Genomic DNA, 21,434 nt, shown 5'->3' with positions numbered 1-21,434 from the left:
AACAAATTTTCCGGCCGACGGGGACCTGCGCCGGAAATGGTCGAGAGGACGCTCGCCAACACCTCCGGTGTTGTGGTCGCGGACTTGAGCCTGAACGGCCCGAGCCTCGCGGCGACACGTCCTCCCGCACCGAGCATCCTGGCTCGCACGCCAAGTGACGTCAAGTCCCCCGCGGAGGGGCGCCGAAACGCACGGCGCGAGGGTGATCACGCTGAGTCGTGAACCCCTCCACCAATCGGACGAGAGCGCCCTCGTCCAAGCGTGGAAGCGCTCTCTCCACCGTGACCCGGCGTAATCGCGCCACCCCTGAAGGAGGAGCCAAAAATCATCCCAGCAGACCGGCCTCACGGGCCGACTTCAGCGACGGCTTGACCCGGTGCGTGAAGCCCACCCGGTCGGCGACGGCGTCGAGGGTCTTGAGTCCGTCGCCGGTGTTGAACACAACCGTCTCGGCGGCCGGGTCGAGCTTGCCGGTCTCCACGAGCTTCTTCAGCACCGCGGTGGTGACCCCGCCGGCGGTCTCGGCGAACACACCCGTCGTGCGGGCCAGCAGCTGGATGCCGGCGCGGATCTCGTCGTCGTCGACATACTCCATCCAGCCGCCGGTGCGCCGCACCGACTCCAGCGCGTAGAGGCCCGCCGCCGGGTCGCCGATGTTGAGCGACTTGGCGATGCCCGTCGGCTTGACCGGGACGATCTCGTCGGTGCCCTTGTGCAGCGCCGTCGCGATCGGGTTGCAGCCCGCCGACTGGGCGCCGAAGACCTTCCACTCCGTCGGCGGGACCAGGCCGATCTCGACCAGCTCGGTGAACGCCTTGTCGACCTTGGTCAGCAGCTCGCCGCTGGCCATCGGGATGACGACCTGGGCGGGGATCCGCCAGCCGAGCTGTTCGGCAACCTCGTAGCCCAGCGTCTTGGAGCCCTCGGCGTAGAACGGCCGAACGTTGACATTGACAAACGCGGTGTTCTCGAACTCGTCGGTCTCGGTGAGCTCGGAGCAGAGCCGGTTGACCTCGTCGTAGGAGCCCTCGATCGCGACCACGTCACCGCCGTAGACAGCGGTCATGAGCACCTTGCCCGGCTCGAGGTCGGACGGGATGAACACGGTCGACGGCACGCCGGCGCGGGCCGCGTGCGCCGCGACCGAGTTGGCCAGGTTGCCCGTGGACGCGCAGGAGAAGCGGGTGAAGCCGAGCGCCTTGGCCGCGGTCAACGCGACGGAGACGACCCGGTCCTTGAACGAGTGCGTCGGGTTGGCCGAGTCGTCCTTGACCCACAGCGGCGCGGTGAAGCCCAGCTCGGCACCGAGCACGTCGGCCTTGACCAGCGGGGTGAAGCCCGGGTCGAGCGTCACGCGGGTCGCCGGGTCGGTGCCGACCGGCAGCAGCGCCGCATAGCGCCAGATGTTCTTGGGCCCGGCCTCGATCTGCTCGCGCGTGACCTTGGCGAGCGCCTCAGCGTCGTAACCCACCTCGAGGGGGCCGAAACACTCGTAACAGGCGTGCTGCGCGGCGAGCTCGAACGTGGCCCCACAGCCACGGCAGACGAGGTGGCGGGCGGGTGAGTCGGCGAAGACGCTGAGCGTCGAGGTCATGGCGAGGCCGTCCTCTCATCTTTCCCAAGTGCATGGCCTTGCGCACCGGGACGGATTTGGCACCTACCGCGCGCGCCCTCGTCATCGAGTCGTCGTCGCAGGGGTTGCCGGGGCTTCATCGGGCCGTGTCCCTCTGCCCCTCTGGATGAGGTATGTAGTTGTGTCGTGCGGGTTTCAGTGTAAGGGCCACCACGCCCGCAGCCGTATGAGTCATCTCACGACTTGGACCTGACTACCGTTTCACTCATGCACCCGTCCGCGACCTCCTGGTTCGCCGCACGCACATCCACCTGGCGGGACTGGACCCCCGACGCACTCGCCGCCGCGAAGGGCGACACCCGGATCTCCGTCGTCCTGCCGGCCCTCGACGAGGAGCCGACCGTCGGGGAGATCGTCACCGGCGTGCGCACCCTCGGCCCGCTCGTCGACGAGGTGATCGTGGTCGACTCCGGCTCGGTCGACCGGACCGCCGAGGTGGCCGCCGCCGCCGGCGCCACCGTCCACCACCGCGACGACATCCTGCCGTCCGTCGGTTCTCGGCCCGGCAAGGGTGAGGTGCTGTGGAAGGCACTCGCGGTCGCCCGGGGCGACATCCTGGTGTACGTCGACGCCGACCTCACCGACTTCCGCCCGCATTTTGTCACCGGCCTGCTCGGCCCGCTGCTCACCGACCCGGCGACGCTCATGGTCAAAGCGTTCTACGACCGGCCGCTGCTCGACGTCTCCGCCGCGGGCGGCGGCCGGGTCACCGAACTGGCCGCCCGACCGTTGCTCAACGCGTTCTTCCCCGAGCTCGCCGGGGTGGTGCAGCCCCTCGCCGGCGAGTACGCGGCCCGCCGCTCCCTGCTGGAGACGCTGCCGTTCGCCTACGGCTACGGCGTGGAGACCGGCCTGCTCATCGACACCTACCGCGCGGCCGGGCTGGACGCGCTGGCCCAGGTCGACCTCGGCCAGCGCACCCACGGCCACCAGGACACGGCGGCGTTGGGCCGGATGGCGGCGACGATCGTCCACACGATCAACGACAGGCTCACCCCGAGCCACTCCATCTGGCCCACGCTGACGCAGTTCGAGCGCCACGATTCGGCGGTGGTACCTCATGTGACCGAGATCTCGCTCCCCGACCGCCCGCCGATGGTCACCGTCGACGGCTACGGTCGGCCTACCGCGACGAGGACTCGGCGGTGAAGCTCCACAGCTTCGTGGTCGCCACGCCGGCACCGACGACGGCCAGCGCAAGGGCGGCGAGCTCCGCCGACAGCAGCCAGACCGGCGTGTCGATGACCGCGGCCGGCTCGTCGCCGGTCAGCGCGCCGACCGTCAGGGCTGCGGCGACCAGGAGCATGAGCACCAGCAGGACCACCGAGACGAGCCGCAGGGCCCATCGACCCACGACGGGCCCGATCACCGCGAGCAGCGCGCTGCCGCCCGCCACGAGGGCCCCGAAGCCCGCCGCGATCGCCCCGACAAGCGTGAAAACCTGTGCGGTCAGGACCTCGGCCGGCCCGTTCATCGCGTTGGCCGACGGGGAGAATCGCGTCCACTCGGTGATGTGCGCCTGGTCGTAGTAGAGAGCCCCGGAGAGCCCGGCGAGACCGAGGACAAGCAGGCACGCCGCGCCGAGGGCCGAGATACGCATGGACCGGCACCTTACCGGCCGGTAGTCCCACTTCCGCCCGACCCACCCCCGTTGACGACGTCGACCAGCCTTGCAGTGGCCGCGGCTGGATTTCCGGCCTAGCTGACCACGTCCTTGCGGAGGAAGCGCCACCAGGCCAGGGAGAAGAACACCGTCGCGTAGGCCAGCGCCGCGATGCAACCCTTCACCAGGTCGTCCGTCTGCATCGGGGTCGACAGCAGGCCCAGCCAGGCGTCGCTGTAGTGCGTCGGCAACACGTTGCGCAGGTTTCCGAGCGCGGTGATCTGGTCGAGGATGCTCGACAGGATCTGGAGCAGCACCGCGCCGCCGACGGCGCCGAGCGGGGCGTCCGTCAACACCGACAGCAGGAACGCCAGCGACGCGACCACCAGCAGTGACACGCAGAGGTAGCCGACGATCTCCAGCAGCCGCACGATGCTGGCACCGCCGGAGATCTCGCCGCCGATCGGGGCGGTGAGCGGGGCCCAGCCGTAGCGTAGCGTGCCCGCCAGCAGCGCCGTGCCGACCAGCATCAGGATCGCGAGCAGGCTGTAGAGGAGCGCCACGGTGACCTTGATGCCGAGCAGGCGGGCACGCGGGACCGGCATCGCCAGGAGGTACCGCAGGCTCCCCCAGCTCGCCTCGCTGGCCACCGTGTCGCCGCAGAACAGGGCCACCACGACCACCAGCAGGAAGCCGGCCGAGACCAGCAGGGTGAACAGGGTGAAGTTGGCCCCGCCGGAGGTCGCCAGGTCCGACAGGCGGGAGAACTCGCCGCGACCGCCGTCGTTGTCGTCGCCGCCGTTGTCCAGCTGGAAGGCCGTCAGGATGATCAGCGGCAGCAGCACCATGAACCCGAGCGCGAGCTGGGTGCGGCGGCGGGACGCCTGGCGCCGGATCTCCGTCCACAGCGAGAGGGTGGCGCCCGGCCGGTAGCCGGTCGCGCCGCCGACGATCTCAGTCGAGGTCATCACCGTTCTCCGCTCGCCTTGGTGTCCCCGCCGACGAGCGACAGGAACGCGTCCTCCAACCGCCGGCGCGGGACCACCCGGTCGATGCCGACCCCCGCCTTGACCAGTGCGGCCACCACCTCGGCGCGCGGTGTGCCGTCGACGTCGACGACCAGGCCGCGCCCGCCGGACCAGGCCACCGACCGCACGCCCAACTCCTCCAGCACCTTCTCGGCCGCGTCCACATCGGACACGTCGAGCTGGACCGTCGGCGAGTCACCGACGATGTCGTCGACCGGCCCCGCCGCGACGACCTCGCCCTTGTGCATGACGACGACGTCGGTGCAGGTCTGCTCGACCTCGGCGAGCAGGTGGCTGGAGACCAGCACGGCCCGGCCGCCGGTCGCGTAGCGGCGCAGCACCTTGCGCATCTCGGCGATCTGCGGCGGGTCCAGCCCGTCCGTGGGTTCGTCGAGCACCAGCAGCTCGGGCAGGCCGAGCATCGCCTGCGCGATGGCCAGGCGCTGCCTCATGCCGTGGCTGTACGTCTTGACCCGCCGGTTGACGGCCGTCCCGAGTCCGGCGATCTCGTAGGCCTCCTCGAAGCGCGCGTCCTGCCTGGGCCGGCCGGTCGCCCGCCAGTACAGCTCCAGGTTCTGCAGCCCGGTGAGGTGCGGGAGGAAGCCGGGCCCCTCGACCAGCGCGCCGACGCGGGACAGCACCGGGGCGCCGGGGAGCAGCCGGTGGCCGAACACCAGGATCTCGCCCGCGGTCGGGCGGGTCAGCCCCATCAGTACCCGCAGTGAGGTGGTCTTGCCGGCGCCGTTCGGGCCGAGCAGTCCGACGACCTGTCCTCTGTGGACCGTGAAGTCCACCTTGGACACCGCGACGAAGTCCTTGTACTCCTTGCGCAGGCCGCGCACGACCAGCGGCGTGTCGACGTGCTCGGTGTCGATGCTGCGGTCGATCCGCTTCGCCCGGCGGCGGGCGAGCAGCAGGACGATCGCCAGGCCGACGGCGATGGCGGCGATGAGGCCGACCAGCACGTACCGCCAGATGACCTCGGGATTGGCGATCGGTGTGCCGTTGATGGTGGGCAGGCTGATCGCGCCGTCGACGGCGACCTGGTAGACGGTCGGGTCCGGCGGCGACCAGTAGGCGGTGTCGGCCGTCGCGACGGTGACGCGGATCCGGCTGCCGGCCTCGAACCGGTGCACGACCGCCGGCAGGGTCACCGTGACCGGCTGGGCGTCGGCGATGTCGGTCGGCAGGCCGGTCAGGCGGACCGGCGCGATGAGGCCGTCGGGGATGGACGGTGCGCCCTTCGCCGGCACGTCGTAGAGCTTGACGAAGAGGACGGCCTCGCCGGTCGGCGACGCGGCGCGGATGCGGACCGTCGGCGCACCGGCGGCGTCGAACACCTCGGTGAGCGGCGCCGAGACGAAGTCGGCGTGCTGGCCGGGGATCTCCGCCGAGACGCCCGAGTCGAGGAGGCTGGCGATGTTGGCGATCGGCAGGGAGGAGATGGCCGCCGGGTTGCCGTCCGGCGGGTTCGCGATGCGCTGCGTCGGGCCCTGCAGGTCGAACGTCCGGCCCGCGCCGTTGAGGCCGGGGTAGTCGTCGACCGACGACGCCGTCGTGACCACGCCGCGGCCCCGCGCGTTGAGGCCCGACACCCGCGAGTAGGTGAAGCTGTCGGCCGGTGCCGCGCCGTTGCCCTTGACGTAGTGGTCGAGCCACTGCGCGGTGAGGTACCGCAGCCGGTCGACCTCGGACTGCGGTCCGGTGCCGCCGTCGTGGCCGCCGGTGAACCAGGCGACCCGGACCGGGGTGCCGGTGGCGGCGATCCCGCGCGCGTTGGCGTCGCCCTCGCTGAGCGGGAACAGGGTGTCGACCTGGCCCTGGATCAGCAGTGTCGGCGCCTTGATCCGGTCGAGCACCGGGGCCGGGCTGGACCTGCGCAGCAGCGCGATCTCGTCGGGGCCGGCCGCGCCGGTCGTCGCGATCTTGAGGTATGCCTGGCAGACGTCCTTGGCGAACCGGCCGCACTGCGGATCGCCGCCGGTCTGCTGCTGGGCCGGGTTCAGCGGGTCGGTGCTGCCGTTGCCGAAGAACAGGCCGGCCCACTGTTTCTTGAAGACGCCGCCCGGCAAGAAGGCGTTCGACAGGTCGTTCCAGGTGATCATGGGCACGATCGCGTCGATGCGCGGGTCCTGGGCGGCGAGCAGCAGCGCGAGCGCGCCGCCGTAGGAGCCGCCGACCGCCGCGACCTTCGGGTCGTCGCCGGTCTTCTGGATGTCCGGCCGCGCGGCGAGCCAGTCGACGAGCCGCTGGGCGTCCTTCACCTCCCAGTCCGGACTGTCGAGGTGGATCTCGCCGGTCGAGCGGCCGAAGCCCTGGGCGGTCCAGGTCAGCACCGCGTAGCCGAGATCGGCGAAGTCCTGGGCGTCGGACCGGACGCTCTGCTTGGTGCCGCCGAAGCCATGTGCCAGGAGGACGGCCGGCACGGGGCGGCTCGCCGTGGCGGACTTCGGCAGGTAAAAGGTGGTGTCCAGGGTGACTTCGGTGGCGTCGTCGGGGCCGGTGCGCACCGTGATCTGCTGCTCGATGGTGCGGTAGCTGGCCGGCTCGGGCACGGCTGCCCAGCCGACGAGGCCCGCCACCAGCAGGACGACGGCGGAGCCGGTGATGAGCCGGCGGCGCGTGACGCGAAGTCGCATTGCTAAAAAGTACGCACCGCATGTTGCACAATGTCGAAACACTCAGCCCCTTCACAGCAACGGTTACTCTCGTTGCGTGTCGGCGACCTTGACGCTCACTGCCAGTCTCCGCCCAGCCGCGCTCGACGCCCGCCGGGGCGTGGTGCGGTTGCATCCCGAGGTGCTCACCGCGCTCGGGCTGCGCCCGGGCGATCCGATCTCGCTGACCGGGCGCCGCGCGTCCGCCGGGATCGTCGCGGTCGCCGGGGCGGGCGCCAGCCGCGCTCTGGTCTACGCCGACGACCTGGTGCTGGGCAACCTCGGCATCCGCGACGGCGGGCAGGTCACGGTAGCCGCCGCGCCGCTGCGCGCCGCGCAGAGCGTGACACTCGCCGGGCCGCCCGAGATCGTCGCGGTCGTGTCGCCCGAGATGCTGCGCCTCGCGCTGCTGGGCAAGGTGGTCACGGTCGGCGACAACGTGTCGCTGCTGCCGCAGGACGTTTCGCTGGGCACCCTGCCGACGGCGCCGACGGCCGCCACGGTGATGGTCGACAAAGGACTCGTCGAGGCGGCCCGCAAGAGCCTGTCGAACACGGTCGGATACGCGTGGACGAGCGCCCTGCTGACCGTCGTCACCGCCGACCCGGACCCGGGCGCCCTGGTCACGATGGACACGACGGTGGGCTGGCAGCACGGCCAGGCGACGCACGCGCCCGGCACGGTCCTCGCCCCGGCGACCACCGCACCCGCATCGACCGCGCCGGCCGCGCCCGCGCCGACGCTCGACGACCTGCCGGGTCTGCGCGCCCAGGCGGAACAGCTGATCGAGCTGCTCGATCTCGGCTTCCACCACGGCGAGGTGCTGTCGAAGCTCGGCACGACGATGTCGCTCGGCGTGCTCATCACCGGCCCGGCCGGCTCGGGAAAGTCGGCGCTGGTGCACGCGGTCGCCGGCAGCGTGGAGGCGCAGGTCGTGCCCCTGTGGGCGCCGGAGATCGCGGCGCTGACCAACAACGACGCGGCCGCCCGCCTGCGCAAGGCCGCCGACGAGATGCGCGCGCCCGGGCCCGCGGTGCTGCTGGTCTCGGACGTCGACGCCCTGGCGCCGCGCGACCAGCCGGGACCGCTCTCGACGGTCTTCCGGCAGTTGCTCGGCGAGCTGATCCGTGAGGGCGAGGCGGTGGTCTGCACGACCAGCCGCCCCGAGTCGGTCGACCCGGCGCTGCACTCCCCCGACCTGCTGGCCCACGAGATCGCGCTGCCGCTGCCGGACGCCGCCCTGCGCCGCGAGCAGCTCGGTGTGCTGACCCGGGGTGTGCCCCTCGACGACGACGTGCGCCTCGACGACGTGGCCGCCCGCACGCCCGGCTTCGTCGCCGCGGACCTGGCCGCGCTGGTGCGTGAGGCAGGTGTACGGGCTGCGCTGCGCCACCGCCGCGAGGCCGAGGGCGCCCGCGTGGTGATGGCCGACTTCGACGCCGCACTCGAGGTGGTCCGGCCCACGTCGATGGCGGAGTCGTCGCTGGAACTGGCGAAGGTCACGCTCGATGACGTCGGCGACATGGTCGAGGTCAAGCAGACGCTGACCGAGTCGGTGCTGTGGCCGTTGTCGTATCCCGACGCGTTCTCCCGGCTGGGCGTCGAGCCGCCGCGCGGCGTGCTGCTCTACGGCCCGCCGGGCTGCGGCAAGACGTTTCTGGTCAAGGCGATCGCCGGCACGGGCAAGGCCAACGTGCTGTCGGTCAAGGGCGCGGAGCTGTTGTCGAAGTGGGTCGGTGAGTCCGAGCGGGCGGTGCGGGAGCTGTTCCGCCGGGCGCGGGAGGCCGCGCCGACACTGGTCTTCCTGGACGAGGTCGACGCCCTGGCACCGACCCGCGGCCAGGCGACCGACGGCGGCACGACGGACCGCGTCGTCGCCGCGCTGCTCACCGAGCTCGACGGCGTCGAGGCCCTGCGCAACGTGGTGGTGATCGGCGCGACGAACCGCCCCGACCTGGTCGACCCGGCGCTGCTGCGCCCGGGCCGGCTGGAGCGCCTGGTGTTTGTGCCCCCGCCGGACGCCGACGCCCGGGCCGAGATCCTCCGCGCCGCGGCGAAGTCCGTCCCGCTGGCCGCCGACGTGGACCTCCCCGCCCTGGCGGGGTCGCTGGACCGCTTCTCGGCCGCGGACTGCGCGGCCCTGGTCCGCGAGTCGGCCCTGGCGGCCATGCGCGAGTCGCTCGACGCGACGGAGGTGACCGCCGCACACGTCGCGCTGGCCCGCGAGCGCGTCCGGCCGTCGCTCGACCCGACCCAGGTGGCGTGGCTCGCCAGCTACGCCGAGCAGCAGAGGGCCCGCTGACCGGCGGTCACCTCAGCGGCGGCGGGATCGTGACGCCCGCAGGCGACGCAGGCGCTGGACGACCACCGGGTCGTGCGCCAGGGCCAGCGGACTGTCGAGCAGCGTGTTGAGCAGCTGGTAGTAGCGGGTCGCCGACAGGCCGAACGTGTCGCGGATGGCCTGTTCCTTCGCGCCGGCCCGGCGCCACCACTGCTTCTCGAAGGCGAGGATCCGCCGGTCGCGCTCGTCCAGCTCCGCGGGCTCCTCGGCGGCGGCGAGGTCGCCGTCGGCCGAGTTGTCATCCGCGAGGTCGCCGTCCAGGAAGTCGTCGACGTCCTCGCGCTTCATCGTCGCTCCAGGGGATCGGGGGAACGGCCTCCACCCTATCCCCGCCCTCGCACCCCGCCCGCCCCGCAGCGCGGCAGGGGAGACGGGTCAGGCGGTGACGATCTTCACGCCGGCCTCGGCGAACGCGGCCAGGGTCTCCTCGGTGGCGTTGGAGTCGGTGACCAGGGTGTCGATGCGGTCGACCGGGCAGATCCGGGCGAACGCGTGACCGCCGAGCTTGGAGCTGTCGGTGATGATGACCACGCGGCGCGCGCGGGCGACCATCAGGCTGTTCATCGCGGCCTCGCCCTCGTGGTGGGCCGCGGCGCCGAGGGTCACGTCGAGCGCGTCGACGCCCAGCAACGCGATGTCCAGCGTGACGTCGCGCAGGATGTTGCCGCCCAGCGGGCCGACCAGCTCGAACGACTGCGGCCGGACCACCCCGCCGGTCACCACGATCTTCATCCGCGAGCGGACCAGCAGCTCGTTGGCGATGTTCAGCGCGTTGGTCACGACGGTGAGCTGGGCGTCGTCCACGCCGCCGGTCAGCTCGGGGCGCACCGCGAGCGCGCGGGCGACCTCGGTGGTCGTCGTGCCACCGTTCAGGGCGACGACCATGCCCGGGGACACCAGGGCGGCGGCCGCGGCGCCGATGCGCTGCTTCTCCGGGGCATGTTTCGCGGTCTTGTACCGCAGCGGCAGGTCATACGACACGCCGTTGGCTACGGCACCGCCGCGCGTCCGGGTGATCATCTGCTGCTGGGCCAACTGGTCGAAGTCGCGGCGGATGGTCGCCTGTGAGACGTCGAGCCGCTCGGCCGCCTCCTCCACGCTGATCCGGCCGCTGTCGGTGAGGATCTCGAGGAGCGCGTTCCAGCGCGCATAGCGGTCCATGCGACCCTCCTTTGCGCGCACGGTGCGAGATGTGTGCACAATAATGCGCGAAACAGTGGGTAAACGCAAAGGCAACTGATCGGACTAACCCGCGGGGGTATGGTTGCCAGCCGACCCGCCGGTGCGCAATGATGCGCGAACCAACCGGGTTTGTCGCCAAAACGATCAGTCGAGGACAAACAGCCACATGACACAGACCGTGATCGCCCTCGACGTCGGCGGAACCGGGATCAAGTGTGCGCTGGTCGGTGCGGACGGCGACGCACTGCACACCGTCCAGCACGCCGAGCGACACCCCACCGGCCGCGAGCGGGGCCCGGAGGCGGTCGTGGCGACCATCCTCGACATCGCCGACGGGCTCACCGCCACCGCCCGCGCCGAAGGCCTCGAGCCGGTCGGCGCCGGGCTGGTCGTGCCCGGGGTCATCGACGAGGCCAACGGCATCGCGGTCTGGGCGGCGAACGTCGGCTTTCGTGACGTACCGCTGAAGCATCTTCTGGAGAAGCGCCTCGGGCTGCCCGCCGCGCTCGGCCACGACGTGCGGGCCGGCGGGCTCGCCGAGGCCAGGCTGGGCGCCGGACGCGGTCACGACTACGTGCTCTTCATCCCGATCGGCACCGGCATCGCCGCCGCCAACGTGGTGAACGGGCAGGTCTACACGGGCTCGCACGGCGCGGCCGGCGAGATCGGCCACATCGTCGTCCGGCCCGGCGGCCCGCTGTGCGGCTGCGGCCAGTGGGGCTGCCTGGAGTCGATCGCCTCGGCGTCGGCGGTCGGGCGGCGATACTCCGAACAGGCCGGCCGCCAGGCCACCGCGGAAGAGGTCGCCCGCCTCGCCGCCGAGGGCGAGCCGGTCGCAATCGCCGTGTGGCGCGAGACGATCGACGCGCTCGCCGACGGGCTGATGACCGGCGTCGCACTGTTCGACCCGGCGGTCATCGTGCTCGGCGGCGGCCTCGCCGAGGCCGGCGAGGCGCTGCTGGCCCCGCTGCGGGAGGCCGCCCACTCGCGGGTCACGTTCCACCGCGAACCCACGATCACCCGGGCCGCGCTCGGCGACGAGGCCGGATGCCTCGGCGCGGCGCTGCTCGCGCTCGACAATCTGGCGACGAATGGGAGCACGCGATGACGGTGGTGTCCGGTGTCCGGGTGATCGCGGGTGACCGCGTCATCGAGGACGGTTTCGTCCGCATCTCGGGCGACCGCATCGCGGAGGTGGGCGCCGAGCCGACGGCCGCACACACCGGCCACACGGTCGTCCCCGGCTTCGTGGACATCCACGTGCACGGCGGCGGCGGCGCGACCTTCACCACCGGCGACGCGGGCGAGGCGCGGAAGGCAGCGGCGTACCACCTCGGGCACGGCACCACGACCATGCTCGCCAGCCTGGTCACCTCGCCGCCCGAACTGATGATGAGCGCCACCAAGGCCTTCACGTCGCTGGTCGACGAGGGTGTGCTGGCCGGTGTGCACTTCGAGGGGCCGTACCTCTCCCAGGCCCGCTGCGGCGCCCAGAACCCGGCCCACCTGCGCCACCCGTCGCTGGACGAGCTCAACGCGCTGATCGACGCCGGCAACGGCGCTGTGCGGCTCGTGACGATCGCCCCCGAGTTGCCCGGCGCCCTCGACGCGATCCGCCTGCTCGTCGAGCGCGGTGTCGTCGCCGCACTCGGCCACACCGACGCGACCTGGGAGGAGACCCTGGCCGGCGTCGAGGCCGGCGCCACGGTCGGCACCCACGTATTCAACGGCATGCGCCCGCCGCACCACCGCCAGCCCGGCCCGGTCTTCGCACTCCTCGGCGCGGCGACGGTGACGTGCGAGTTCGTCGCCGATGGTGTACACCTCCACGACGGCACCCTGGCCTTCGCCACGTCGGTGACCGGCCCGGCCCGCGCCGCGCTCATCACCGACGCGATGGCCGCGGCGGGTATGCCCGACGGCTCGTACGACCTGGGCGGCCAGAGCGTCGACGTGGCGGACGGCGTGGCCCGGCTGACGCGGGACGGCTCGATCGCGGGCAGCACGCTGACGATGGACAAGGCGTTCCGCCGCGCGGTCGGCGCCGGCATCTCCCTGCCCGACGCGTCCCGCATGGCCTCGACCACCCCGGCGGCCGCGATCGGCCTGTCGGACGAGGTGGGCGCCCTGCGCGAGGGCCTGCGCGCCGACCTGGTCCTGCTGGACGAGGCCCTCCAGGTTCAGCGAGTCATGCGCGCGGGCGCCTGGCAGTCGTAGTCACCAGCCGAGTTTGCTGCCGCCCCGAGTTTGCTGCTACCGCAAACTCGGGATTTCAGCAAACTTTGGCTGCTCGAAGAACGGGCCGGCCCAGTTCGCGCGATCCAACCGGCCGCCCAGGGGGACGGCGTCCCACGGGATGCGCTGCAGGATGCGGTCCAGGAGCAGGCCCAGCAGGATCGCCGCCAAGCCGTCCGTCAGCCAGTGGAAGCTCAAGTATGTCGTCGTGAACAGCAGGATCAGCGGCGCGGCGTAGCGGATCGCCAGGACCACGCCCGGGCGGAAGACACCTGTCAGGAGGGCCGCCAGCACGCCGTACCAGACGATGGCGTTCACCACGTGGCCCGACGGGTAGGACATGCCCTCCGCGGCGTGGAACAGCAGCTCAGGGTGCGGGTCCAGCTTGTTGCTCGCGGCCAGCCGGTCCGTCCACAGCTTCAGCGGGCCGATCGTCACGTAGGTCAGCGCGAACGCGCCGATCACCAGCAGGAACGGCCGGACCGTGTGGCGGCGGCGGGTCATGAGGAACGCCACGATGGCCGCCAGCGGCGTGAGCACCTGGCCGCCCTGGCCGAGCTTGTTGAACACCCGCAGCGTGGTGTCGGCCCAGCCGGGGCGGTGCGCGTCGACGAAGTCGCGGACCGCGAGGTCCACGTCGAGCAGCGGCGAGCGCCAGACCAGGGCGAGCGTCAGCACGACGAAGCCGGACAGCAGGACCCCGTCGAACCACCAGCCGGACGGGCGGACCGGGCGTAACACGAAGCGCACGCCGAACGACGGTACCCGAAGACGCGAAAAGGTCCGGGCCGCGACCCGGACCTTCCCGAAACCTCTACATCTCGCCGCGCAGGTGGGCGGCGATGCGGTCCATCCGGACGCCCGAGTTCGGGCAGCCGCCGAAGTGGTGCAGCGCGATGACCTTGTTCGTCCGGCGTGAGATGACCGGCGAGCCGGAGGAGCCGCCGTCGGTGTCGCAATAGTACGACATGTCCGTTTTCGCAGCGTAGCCGTCATACGACGGATCGGACACCGCACAGTTCCCGCTGCGCTCGGTCGTGTCCTGCATCGTGATCACGGTCGGCGCGCCGCGCGGGTGCTGCGGGATGTAGAGCTCCTCGCCGCGCACCGGCGCCCGGTCGTCGATCTGCAGGTAGCCGAAGCGCTGGACGGCCTCGAAGTTGCGGACGCTGAACAGCGTGTAGTCGAGGATCTTGTCGGTCGCGATGACCTGGTCGCCCATGACCTTTGTCGGGCGCAGCGTCGGGCCGCCGTCACACCGCGCGCACTCGTAGTTGAACCAGACCTCGGTGTTGCGGGCCTCGCGCGTGGTCGTCAGGCAGTGGTGGTTGGTCATCATCCGGTTCTGTGTGCCGATCCGGAACGCGGTGCAAAGCTCGACGCCGTTGATGAGGATCCTCGCCACCGGCTTCGAGTTCGCATACGCGACCGGGTCCGACGACTTGTAGCAGGCCGCGTTCTCCGTCTCGTTGCTGCGCCCGCAGATGCTCTCCTCGCGCGGCTGCCGCGCCTCGGCGGCCCGCTTCGCCGCCAGCGCCGCCGCGCGCTCGTCCGGCGTCCGGCCACGCGCGACCCGGTCGACAGTCACACCCAGCCCGGCCAGTTTCGACTTGAGACCGAGCGCGTCGTCGCCGGCCCGCTCGACGCTGACCACGGCCCGATCGCCGGAGACCGACATCGACCAGTTGTCCGCGAGTCGCAGTTCTTCCAGGGTGTACGTGTAGTGCTCCGCCCCGCTCGCGTCCGTGACCCGCACCTTGTCGCCCGGGTTGAGCCGCAGCTCGCCGAAGTGGACCTTCACGTAGTCGGCCCCGGGGTAGGTGAACGTCCGGCTCGTGGTCCACTCGATCAGGCCGCCGGTGACCGCTTCGAGCACGCCGGTCGGCTCGGCGCCGGGCTCGGTGACGCCGACCCGGTGCTGCACCGGCATCTGCGGGGCGGCGACGGACGCGATCCGCGGTCGTGCGGGGGCGAACGAGGTCGCCGCCGCGACTCCAGCCCCGGTGAGTCCGAGCAGGGTACAGACCCCTGCCACCAGCAACGCCCTACGCCGCATGTGCGCGTCCTCCCAATGTTCCGCAGAAGGGAGCGCCCGGACTGTTAGGGGTAAATCGGGCGATCCGCCCATACAACGAGCGATCGGGGGCGAAGGGAGCGCGAAATCAGCCGGCCGGTCACCGGGCGGCGTCGATCGTCCCGCCGGTCTGGGCCAACAGGTTGCCCAGGCCGAGCCGTGTGGTAACGACGGTGAGCAGGTCGTCGGCGCACAGCACGTACGTCGGTGGGGGCGCCCAGACGGTCTGCCGGCCGCCGTCGGTCGTCACCGCGAGGACCCGGACGTCACCGACGTCCTGCGCGGCGGCGACCGGGCGGCCGTCGAGCTCCGATTCGCCGCACACCGGCACCTCGGCGAGCAGCAGCACCCGCCGGTCGACCGGGATGGTGCCGATGACCTCGCGCTCCAGCAGCGCGGCGGCGAACGCGGGCGCGGCGAGGTACGAGACGCTGCGGGAGGCGGTGATGCCGAACGCCCGCTGCACCCGGTCGGCGAATGCGCCGTCGAACAGTCGCAGGATGACCCGCAGGTCGGGCTTGAGCTCACGCCCTTCGATGGCGGCCTCGAGGTTGGCCTGGTCGTCGGTCGACACCACCACCAGGGCGCGGCACGTGTCGACCGAGGCGGCCCGCAGCGTCTCCGGGTTGCTGGCGTCGCCCACGATGAACGGCACCCCGCGCGAGCGGGCCGCCTGGGCACCACGGGCGTTCTCGTCGCGGTCGATGACGACCACCGGCACGCCGAGATCGACGAATGAGTGCATGACCCGGGTGCCGACGTTGCCCAGCCCGACGACGACCACGTGGTCGGACAGCGGCTCCCGCAGCCGCCCCAGCGCGATCGCCAGCCGCGCGTTGACGATCGCCTCCACGACGGCGGCCGTGATCACCGGGATCAGCGCGATGCTGACCAGGCTGAGCAGCGTCGTGACGACCTTCTCGGGCCAGTGGGCCTCCAGCTCGGGGCTCGCGCCGACCAGCTCGGACAGCAGCGTGACGTAGGCGGCGTCCCACCAGCTGATGTGCCGGTAGTGGGCGATGATCGCGGTGCCGGCCGCCAGCAGCGCGAGCAGGACCAGGGCGGTCACCCACAGCTTGCGGCTGACCAGGCTGCGCAGTGTGCCGAGCGGCTTGTGCCGCTGCCGGCGCCACCAGCGGCGCAGCCGGCCGCGCTCGCGCCGGGCCTCCTCGGTCCGCTCGTCCCGGTGGATCACCGTGGCGGCCCGCTCGCCGGTCGCCACAGCCAGTACCAGATCCGCGGTGTCCTGTTCTTCCGGAAGCAACTCGGGCTCGCCGTCGCCGGCCGTCCGGGCCAGCCCGCAGACGATGTCCTCGGTGCGCACCTCGCCGCGGCGGGCCACGAACAGCGTGCGCCGCGCCACCCGCACATGCACCGGCGCGACCTCGCCCAGCGCCTCGGAGACGAACGCGGGCGCCGCCATCTGCGCGTCGGAGAGCACCCGCACGTCGGCGAAGTTGCGCCGGACGCTGCCGCCCAGCCGGAGGTTGAACATCCGGATGACGAGCCGCAGACCGGGGACGAGTTCCTGAGCCTGCAGCGCCGCGTCGATGTTGCCGATGTCGTCCTGCTTGACCAGCGCGAGCGCGTCGGCGCCGGCGAGATCGGCGCGCACGAACGCGTCGGTGTCGGGCCGCTCGGCCTCGACGATCCGGCCGCCGTGGTCGGCCAGCAGCTGCGCGATCTCCGGGCCGTGCCGGCGCCGGACGCTCGGCATGATGGCGGTGACCTGCACCCCGTATTGCTGGATGAGCTCCTCGATCAGCCGGTGCGCGATCGGGTCGTCACCACAGACCACGACGCGCTTCGCCGGGGCGTGCAACGGGGGTCGGTGCGCGTCGTCGGGCTGCTCGATCGACCACGGACGGGTGATCGCCTGGACACGGGGAAGACCGCCGCGCAGACGCCTCATCAGCCAGGACTCGGACGCCATCGGCCGATCCTAGCGAAGATCACCAGTACCCGATGGCCCGCGACCATCGTTGAACCCCTCGATCCGATTTGTCGACCAGATGGGTATTCGAGGATGAACACGTGGTTTCGCCGGGCGGTGGGCACCGTCGGTGTAGCCGGCGGCATGCTGCTGCTCGGTGCCGGTGCCGCACACGCCGATGACACCGCACTGGCGCCCGGCCAGCTGGACGATCTGCTCGCGCCCTCGGGCAGCCTGGAACTGCACGTCCCCCTTTCGGGGGCCTTCCCGGCGGAGGACTCGTTCGCCGGCCTGCCGCTCGTCGGCGGCCTCGGCGACCTGGACGCGCTGGGCCTGCCCGGCACGGACACGCTGCGCGGCACCTCGATCGCCAACACGCGCACCGCGCTGCCCGGCACCCCCTCTCCCCGGGCCACCGAGGCGCTGCCGCTCGTCGGCGACCTGCCGCTGCTCGGCAACGGCCTGCCGATCCGCGGCACCCTGAAGCCGGTCGACGACTTCGGCATCCCGCTCGGCGGGACCGGGCGGGCCGCCGAGGCGGACGGGCTCCCGCTGGTCGGCGAGGTGCCGCTGGGCGGCAGCGACGTGCTGAAGAACGACTCGGTGACCGGCATACCGGTGATCGGCGGCATCGGCCCGACCCCGGGCATCAGCACGACCGCGGTGGCCAACCGGTTGGTGCCGACCACCGGCGCGCTCCCCCAGGTCGCGAGCCAGCTGCCGCTCGTCGCCGAGAAGGCGTACGCGCCGAAGCACTCGGCGACGTACAGCCCCCGCCACGCCCAGACCGAGGCCCTTCCCGTCGTCGGCAACCTCCCCCTGCTGGGCGGCAACGGCCTCCCGCTGGTCGGCAACCTCCTCGGCGGCTGACCGCGCCCGCCTCGGCGTCCCGTTCCGGCTCAGGCGTGATAGGTCATTTCGCCGGCCCGGATCGGGGCGTCGAGGCGGTTCTCGTACGGCGCCAGCGGGCACGCCCACGCGTCGTCGTAAGCGCAGCTCGGGTTGTAGCTGTAGTTGAAGTCCAGCTTCACCCGGCCGTCCGGTTGCAGCTCGACGCCGCGGCCGTGGGTGCCCGGGCGTCGCCGACTGCGGGTGGGTGGCGAACAGCCTGTCGCGAAGGGCCCGGAACTCCACCACGTCCGCGTCGGACAGATACATGGCGGCGACCCGGGCCCGGAAGTCGGCGAGCGAAAGTGCATCCACGTGTTCGCAAACTACCCGCGCAAGGGTGCTCCCGCCGCGTGCAGATGCCGCAGTGCCTGGGCGTAGGAGTCGACGAAGCCGGCGGAGAGGTACGACACGCCGATCTCCTTGCAGTACCCCTCGACGATCGGCTGGGCCTTGCGCAGGTTCGGCGTCGGCATGTTCGGGAACAGGTGGTGCTCGATCTGGTAGTTCAGGCCGCCGAGCAGCGCGTCGACCCAGACCCCGCCGCGCACGTTGCGTGAGGTGAGCACCTGCTTGCGCAGGTAGTCGAGCTCGTCCTCGGCGGTCAGCACCGGCATGCCCTTGTGGTTGGGCGCGAACGTGCAGCCGAGGTACAGGCCGAAGAGCCCCTGGTGCACGGCGATGAACGCGAGGGCCATGCCGGGCGGCAGCAGCAGGAAGACCGTGGCGAGGTAGGCGGCGAAGTGGCCGTACAGCAGGAATCCCTCGAGGACGCGGCGCTTGACACCGGGGATGGCACGGGCGCTGGCCACGTGCAGGTTGAAGCCTTCGAGCAGGAGCAGCGGGAAGAACAGCTGCGCCTGGTGCCCGCCGATCAGCCGGGCGAGCCCGGTCGCCTTCTCCGCCTGACGGGTGGACCAGACGAGGATGTCGGGCGCGACGTCGGGGTCGTGGTCCTCGTGGTTGGGGTTGGCGTGGTGGCGGGTGTGCTTGTTCATCCACCAGCCGTAGCTCATGCCGATGCCGGCGTTGCCGGCCAGCATGCCCAGCGCCTCGGACCAGCGGCGGGTCTTGAAGACCTGCTTGTGCGCGAGGTCGTGGGCGACCAGCGCGACCTGGGCGTAGGCGACCGCGAGGACGGCACCGACGGCGAGCACCCACCAGGAGGCGCCGACCGTGGCGAAGGCGACCCAGCCGCCGACGTAGAGGGCGGTCACCAGGGTGAGCCGGACGGCGTAGTAGCCCGGGCGTCTCCGGAGCAGACCGGCAGCGCGGATCCGCTGGGACAGGACGGCGAAGTCGGTGGCCTTCTCGGCGTCTGCCAGGATTGTCATACAGTTCAGCGTCGCGATTTTGCGGTTGGCGATCGAACCGGCCAGCACTGCTCTTCACGGTGGGGCAGGCCCCACCCCTACGGGGGACCCATGAGGCGGCCGGGGTCGCCGCCGCGACGGTGCGGGCGCCCGCGCTGCGCACCCCTGGGCGGCAGCCTAGGCTTTGACGGGTGCCAGTGCTCATCGGCTCTTACGCAGACCAGATCTCGACGTACGACGACGACTTCAAACCCCTGGCCGCGCCGATCCGGACGCCCGCGCCCAGCTTTCTGTCCGTGGGTCCGTCCGGGGTGCTGTACGCGGTGAACGAGCGGGACGAGGGCGGCGTGTCCGCGTTCACGCCCGACGGCGAGCTGATCAACACGTTGCCCACCGGTGGTGCGAGCCCGTGTCACCTCGCGGTGACGTCCGGCTTCGTCCTGGCGGCCAACTACGGTGGCGGCAGCGTAGCGGTGTTCTCGCTGCGGCCCGACGGCGGCCTGGACCGGCGTACCGACCTGACGCAGCACGCCGGCGGCAGCGTGCATCCCGAGCGCCAGGAGTCCGCGCACGCCCACCAGGTGACGGTCCGCGATCACATGGTCCACGTCGTCGACCTGGGCATGGATGCGCTGGTCCACTACCGGCTCAACCCGGCGGGGACGCTGGAGCACATGCGGACCACGACGGTGCAGCCGCTGGGCAGCGGCCCGCGGCACCTGGTGTTCCACCCCACCGGCCGGGTGTTCGTGGCCAACGAGCTGAACTCGACCGTTTCGACGTACACCTCCGGCTTCGAACTGCTGGACGTCCGCCCGTCGGTCCTCGTGCAGCCGGTCGGCGACAACTTCCCCAGCGAGCTGGTGCTGTCCCCGGACGGCCGGCGGCTGTACGTGGCGAACCGGGGCAACGACACGATCACGACGTTTTCGGTCGAGGACGACGGGCTGCTCCCGATCGACGAGGTGTCGACGGGCGGCACCTGGCCGCGGCACGTGACCCTGCTGGGCGGCGCCCTGTGCGTGGCGAACCAGCACTCGGACACGGTGACGCTGCTCGAACTGGATCAGACCTCCGGGGTGCCGCACCCGGCCCGGGTCGTGGTGGAACACCCGTCACCGAGCGTCGTGGTCCCGGTCTCCTGAGCGATCTCGCGGGCGCCGGCTGAGCGTGCCGCCGTGGCTCCGGACGGGGACATACCCGTCGGGTGGACGGTGCGCACAGCCGGACCGCGGGAGGAGGGCGCGGGGGAGCCGGGAGCGAACGCCTTGCCGAACGAGCGTTCAGTGCCGCAGCATAAGTGTATGGGTGAGCTGGTAGCGCTGCCCAAATCGGGCGACGTGTTCGAAGATGTGCGGGGCAACGACCGCACCATGCGGGTGACCTGTCACCCGAGCCGCGGCACGGTGGTCGTGTCGCTGTGGGTCGACAAGATCTGCCGGGCGTCGTTCCAGTTGCCCGAGACCGACCTCCCCCGCCTGCGGGCGGCGCTGGACGCGATGCACTTCACGCCGCCGGACGACGTCCGCGAAGCCAGCTGACGTCACGCCTCGGTCAGCGCCGGCCGCTCCGCCCGCGACGCCTTGGTGTTGGTCGACTTGGTGCGCTGGCGCGGGATCCGGTCCTGCTTGTCGATCATCGCGGCCGTGATGCCGGCCTGCCGGGCCGCGTCGAGCGTGTCGCGCAGCTCCGCCGCCTCCTCGGCCACCTCGGCGGCCTCCTCGGCCAGCGCCTGCGCGGCCACAGCCGCCACGTCCGCCGCCTTCTGCGCCGCGCGTTCGGCCGCGGCCGCCGCTTCGTACAGCCGCCGGGCCCGGCTCTCGGCCGAGCGGCGCAGCTCGACCTCGCGCGCCTGGAGCTCCTGCAGCGGGTCGGCGCCGCTCACGCCCTTGAAGACGTGCTCCAGCGCGTCGACGGTGATGTCGCCGCGCTTGAAGGCGTCGAGAGCGGCCCGGGACAGTTCACGCTTGGTCGCGTCGTCGGAGTCGGTGACCGGGGTCGCGGCCGCGGTCGCCTGCTCGGTCGCCACGGTCAGCGCCTCCTGATACGCCTTCTGGGCCACGTCGAAGACGGCCCACGCCGCCTCCCGGGCCTCCTGCGTGGCGCCGCAGCGGACCTGGGCCTCGGCGGCGACGATCTGCGCGCGCTTGGCGGCGGCGGCTGTCGCGGCGGCCTGGCGGATCAGCTCACCGGCCTCGGTGCGCAGCCGGGCGCGCTCGGCCGGGCTGAGACTCGCCTGGGCCTCCTCGACGGCGGCGCGGCGGTCGGCGCGGTTGAGCCGGTGCAGGTTCCAGCGGGAGAGCACGGCCGCGATCAGGATGAACAGCAGGATGAAGACCATCAGCGCGAGCCACAGCACCACCGCGCCCTTGACCGGGTCGAGGCCGAGGATGCCCCGCCCTCCGTCGAGCGTCCACGGCATCTCCGCCTGCGGGGACCCCAGGGTTGCGGGTGCGGAAAGTGCCACGGCGCGACCTCCGGCTGTGCGTGTCGCTTCAGCGTAAGGGCCTTTGGCCACCCCGGACATCCCATCGACTGGTGACAATT

Annotated in this window: 19 protein-coding genes and 1 riboswitch; of the genes, 7 read left to right on the top strand and 12 right to left on the bottom strand. The window is 71.8% G+C overall.

Translation table 11 applies throughout. The features are described 5' to 3' along the window. Positions 1–325 precede the first annotated feature (325 nt). Positions 326–1,594: a threonine synthase gene (gene thrC, locus Dfulv_RS03270; protein ID WP_259861123.1), complete on the bottom strand. Its 1,269-nt coding sequence runs from the start codon at positions 1,592–1,594 to the stop codon at positions 326–328. Positions 1,595–1,606: 12 nt separating this feature from the next. Continuing rightward, a riboswitch (SAM riboswitch) is annotated at positions 1,607–1,746 on the bottom strand. Positions 1,747–1,840: 94 nt separating this feature from the next. Between thrC and Dfulv_RS03265 the strand changes: the two genes are divergently transcribed. Then, positions 1,841–2,782: a glucosyl-3-phosphoglycerate synthase gene (locus Dfulv_RS03265; protein ID WP_259861122.1), complete on the top strand. Its 942-nt coding sequence runs from the start codon at positions 1,841–1,843 to the stop codon at positions 2,780–2,782. Here the strand turns inward: Dfulv_RS03265 and Dfulv_RS03260 are convergent. The 3 genes from Dfulv_RS03260 to Dfulv_RS03250 form a co-directional block, all read right to left on the bottom strand. After that, a complete protein-coding gene (locus Dfulv_RS03260; protein WP_259861121.1) occupies positions 2,757–3,233 on the bottom strand; it encodes a hypothetical protein in 477 nt (158 codons plus the stop codon). The two genes, Dfulv_RS03265 and Dfulv_RS03260, sit on opposite strands and share 26 nt — an antisense overlap. A gap of 98 nt (positions 3,234–3,331) precedes the next feature. Then, positions 3,332–4,204 (bottom strand): ABC transporter permease, encoded by an 873-nt coding sequence (locus Dfulv_RS03255; RefSeq protein WP_259861120.1) that lies wholly within the window; start codon positions 4,202–4,204, stop codon positions 3,332–3,334. Beyond that, positions 4,204–6,903, bottom strand: a complete 2,700-nt coding sequence (locus Dfulv_RS03250) for an alpha/beta fold hydrolase (RefSeq protein WP_259861119.1) — start codon at positions 6,901–6,903, stop codon at positions 4,204–4,206. Before Dfulv_RS03250 ends, Dfulv_RS03255 begins: the two co-directional genes overlap by 1 nt. A 76-nt stretch (positions 6,904–6,979) precedes the next feature. Here Dfulv_RS03250 and Dfulv_RS03245 point away from each other — a divergent pair, with 76 nt between their 5' ends. Continuing rightward, entirely contained in the window at positions 6,980–9,223 is a 2,244-nt protein-coding gene (locus tag Dfulv_RS03245; RefSeq protein WP_259861118.1) for an AAA family ATPase, read from the top strand. A gap of 12 nt (positions 9,224–9,235) precedes the next feature. Here the strand turns inward: Dfulv_RS03245 and Dfulv_RS03240 are convergent, their stop codons facing one another. Both Dfulv_RS03240 and Dfulv_RS03235 read right to left on the bottom strand, forming a co-directional pair. Next, a complete protein-coding gene (locus Dfulv_RS03240; protein WP_406567989.1) occupies positions 9,236–9,619 on the bottom strand; it encodes a DUF3263 domain-containing protein in 384 nt (127 codons plus the stop codon). An 18-nt stretch (positions 9,620–9,637) separates the two neighbouring features. Beyond that, positions 9,638–10,423: a DeoR/GlpR family DNA-binding transcription regulator gene (locus tag Dfulv_RS03235; protein ID WP_259861115.1), complete on the bottom strand. Its 786-nt coding sequence runs from the start codon at positions 10,421–10,423 to the stop codon at positions 9,638–9,640. 187 nt (positions 10,424–10,610) lie between these two features. Here Dfulv_RS03235 and Dfulv_RS03230 point away from each other — a divergent pair, with 187 nt between their 5' ends. Both Dfulv_RS03230 and nagA read left to right on the top strand, forming a co-directional pair. Continuing rightward, the gene (locus Dfulv_RS03230; protein WP_259861114.1) at positions 10,611–11,552 is read left to right on the top strand and encodes an ROK family protein; all 942 of its coding nucleotides are present in this window, start codon (positions 10,611–10,613) and stop codon (positions 11,550–11,552) included. After that, on the top strand, positions 11,549–12,661 hold the full coding sequence (gene nagA / locus Dfulv_RS03225) for an N-acetylglucosamine-6-phosphate deacetylase (RefSeq protein ID WP_259861113.1): 1,113 nt from the start codon (positions 11,549–11,551) through the stop codon (positions 12,659–12,661). Before Dfulv_RS03230 ends, nagA begins: the two co-directional genes overlap by 4 nt. A gap of 36 nt (positions 12,662–12,697) precedes the next feature. Here the strand turns inward: nagA and Dfulv_RS03220 are convergent, their stop codons facing one another. From Dfulv_RS03220 to Dfulv_RS03210, 3 genes are all read right to left on the bottom strand, one after another. Next, positions 12,698–13,429 (bottom strand): phosphatase PAP2 family protein, encoded by a 732-nt coding sequence (locus Dfulv_RS03220; protein WP_259861112.1) that lies wholly within the window; start codon positions 13,427–13,429, stop codon positions 12,698–12,700. 64 nt (positions 13,430–13,493) lie between these two features. Continuing rightward, the gene (locus Dfulv_RS03215) at positions 13,494–14,735 is read right to left on the bottom strand and encodes a trypsin-like serine peptidase (protein ID WP_259861111.1); all 1,242 of its coding nucleotides are present in this window, start codon (positions 14,733–14,735) and stop codon (positions 13,494–13,496) included. Between the two features lie 118 nt (positions 14,736–14,853). Next, positions 14,854–16,686, bottom strand: coding sequence for an NAD-binding protein (locus Dfulv_RS03210; protein ID WP_259861110.1), 1,833 nt, complete (start codon positions 16,684–16,686; stop codon positions 14,854–14,856). A 93-nt stretch (positions 16,687–16,779) separates the two neighbouring features. Here Dfulv_RS03210 and Dfulv_RS03205 point away from each other — a divergent pair, with 93 nt between their 5' ends. Beyond that, the gene (locus tag Dfulv_RS03205) at positions 16,780–17,556 is read left to right on the top strand and encodes a hypothetical protein (protein WP_259861109.1); all 777 of its coding nucleotides are present in this window, start codon (positions 16,780–16,782) and stop codon (positions 17,554–17,556) included. 29 nt (positions 17,557–17,585) lie between these two features. Here Dfulv_RS03205 and Dfulv_RS48500 read toward each other — a convergent pair whose 3' ends face one another. Together Dfulv_RS48500 and Dfulv_RS03195 are read right to left on the bottom strand one after the other, a co-directional pair. Further along, on the bottom strand, positions 17,586–17,717 hold the full coding sequence (locus tag Dfulv_RS48500; RefSeq protein ID WP_319805756.1) for a DUF1684 domain-containing protein: 132 nt from the start codon (positions 17,715–17,717) through the stop codon (positions 17,586–17,588). 183 nt (positions 17,718–17,900) lie between these two features. Continuing rightward, positions 17,901–18,908: a fatty acid desaturase family protein gene (locus Dfulv_RS03195; RefSeq protein WP_259861108.1), complete on the bottom strand. Its 1,008-nt coding sequence runs from the start codon at positions 18,906–18,908 to the stop codon at positions 17,901–17,903. A gap of 170 nt (positions 18,909–19,078) precedes the next feature. Here Dfulv_RS03195 and Dfulv_RS03190 point away from each other — a divergent pair, with 170 nt between their 5' ends. Both Dfulv_RS03190 and Dfulv_RS03185 read left to right on the top strand, forming a co-directional pair. Continuing rightward, positions 19,079–20,032: a lactonase family protein gene (locus Dfulv_RS03190; RefSeq protein WP_259861107.1), complete on the top strand. Its 954-nt coding sequence runs from the start codon at positions 19,079–19,081 to the stop codon at positions 20,030–20,032. A 159-nt stretch (positions 20,033–20,191) separates the two neighbouring features. Further along, positions 20,192–20,428: a hypothetical protein gene (locus tag Dfulv_RS03185; RefSeq protein WP_259861106.1), complete on the top strand. Its 237-nt coding sequence runs from the start codon at positions 20,192–20,194 to the stop codon at positions 20,426–20,428. Positions 20,429–20,430: 2 nt separating this feature from the next. Here Dfulv_RS03185 and Dfulv_RS03180 read toward each other — a convergent pair whose 3' ends face one another. Further along, on the bottom strand, positions 20,431–21,354 hold the full coding sequence (locus Dfulv_RS03180) for a hypothetical protein (protein WP_259861105.1): 924 nt from the start codon (positions 21,352–21,354) through the stop codon (positions 20,431–20,433). Positions 21,355–21,434 lie beyond the last annotated feature (80 nt).

The sequence above is a fragment of the Dactylosporangium fulvum genome (genome assembly GCF_025137375.1).
Classification (GTDB): Bacteria; Actinomycetota; Actinomycetes; order Mycobacteriales; family Micromonosporaceae; genus Dactylosporangium; species Dactylosporangium fulvum.
The sequence above is the reverse complement of the archived record's forward strand: the minus strand, read 5'-3'. Positions and strand labels throughout refer to the sequence as shown.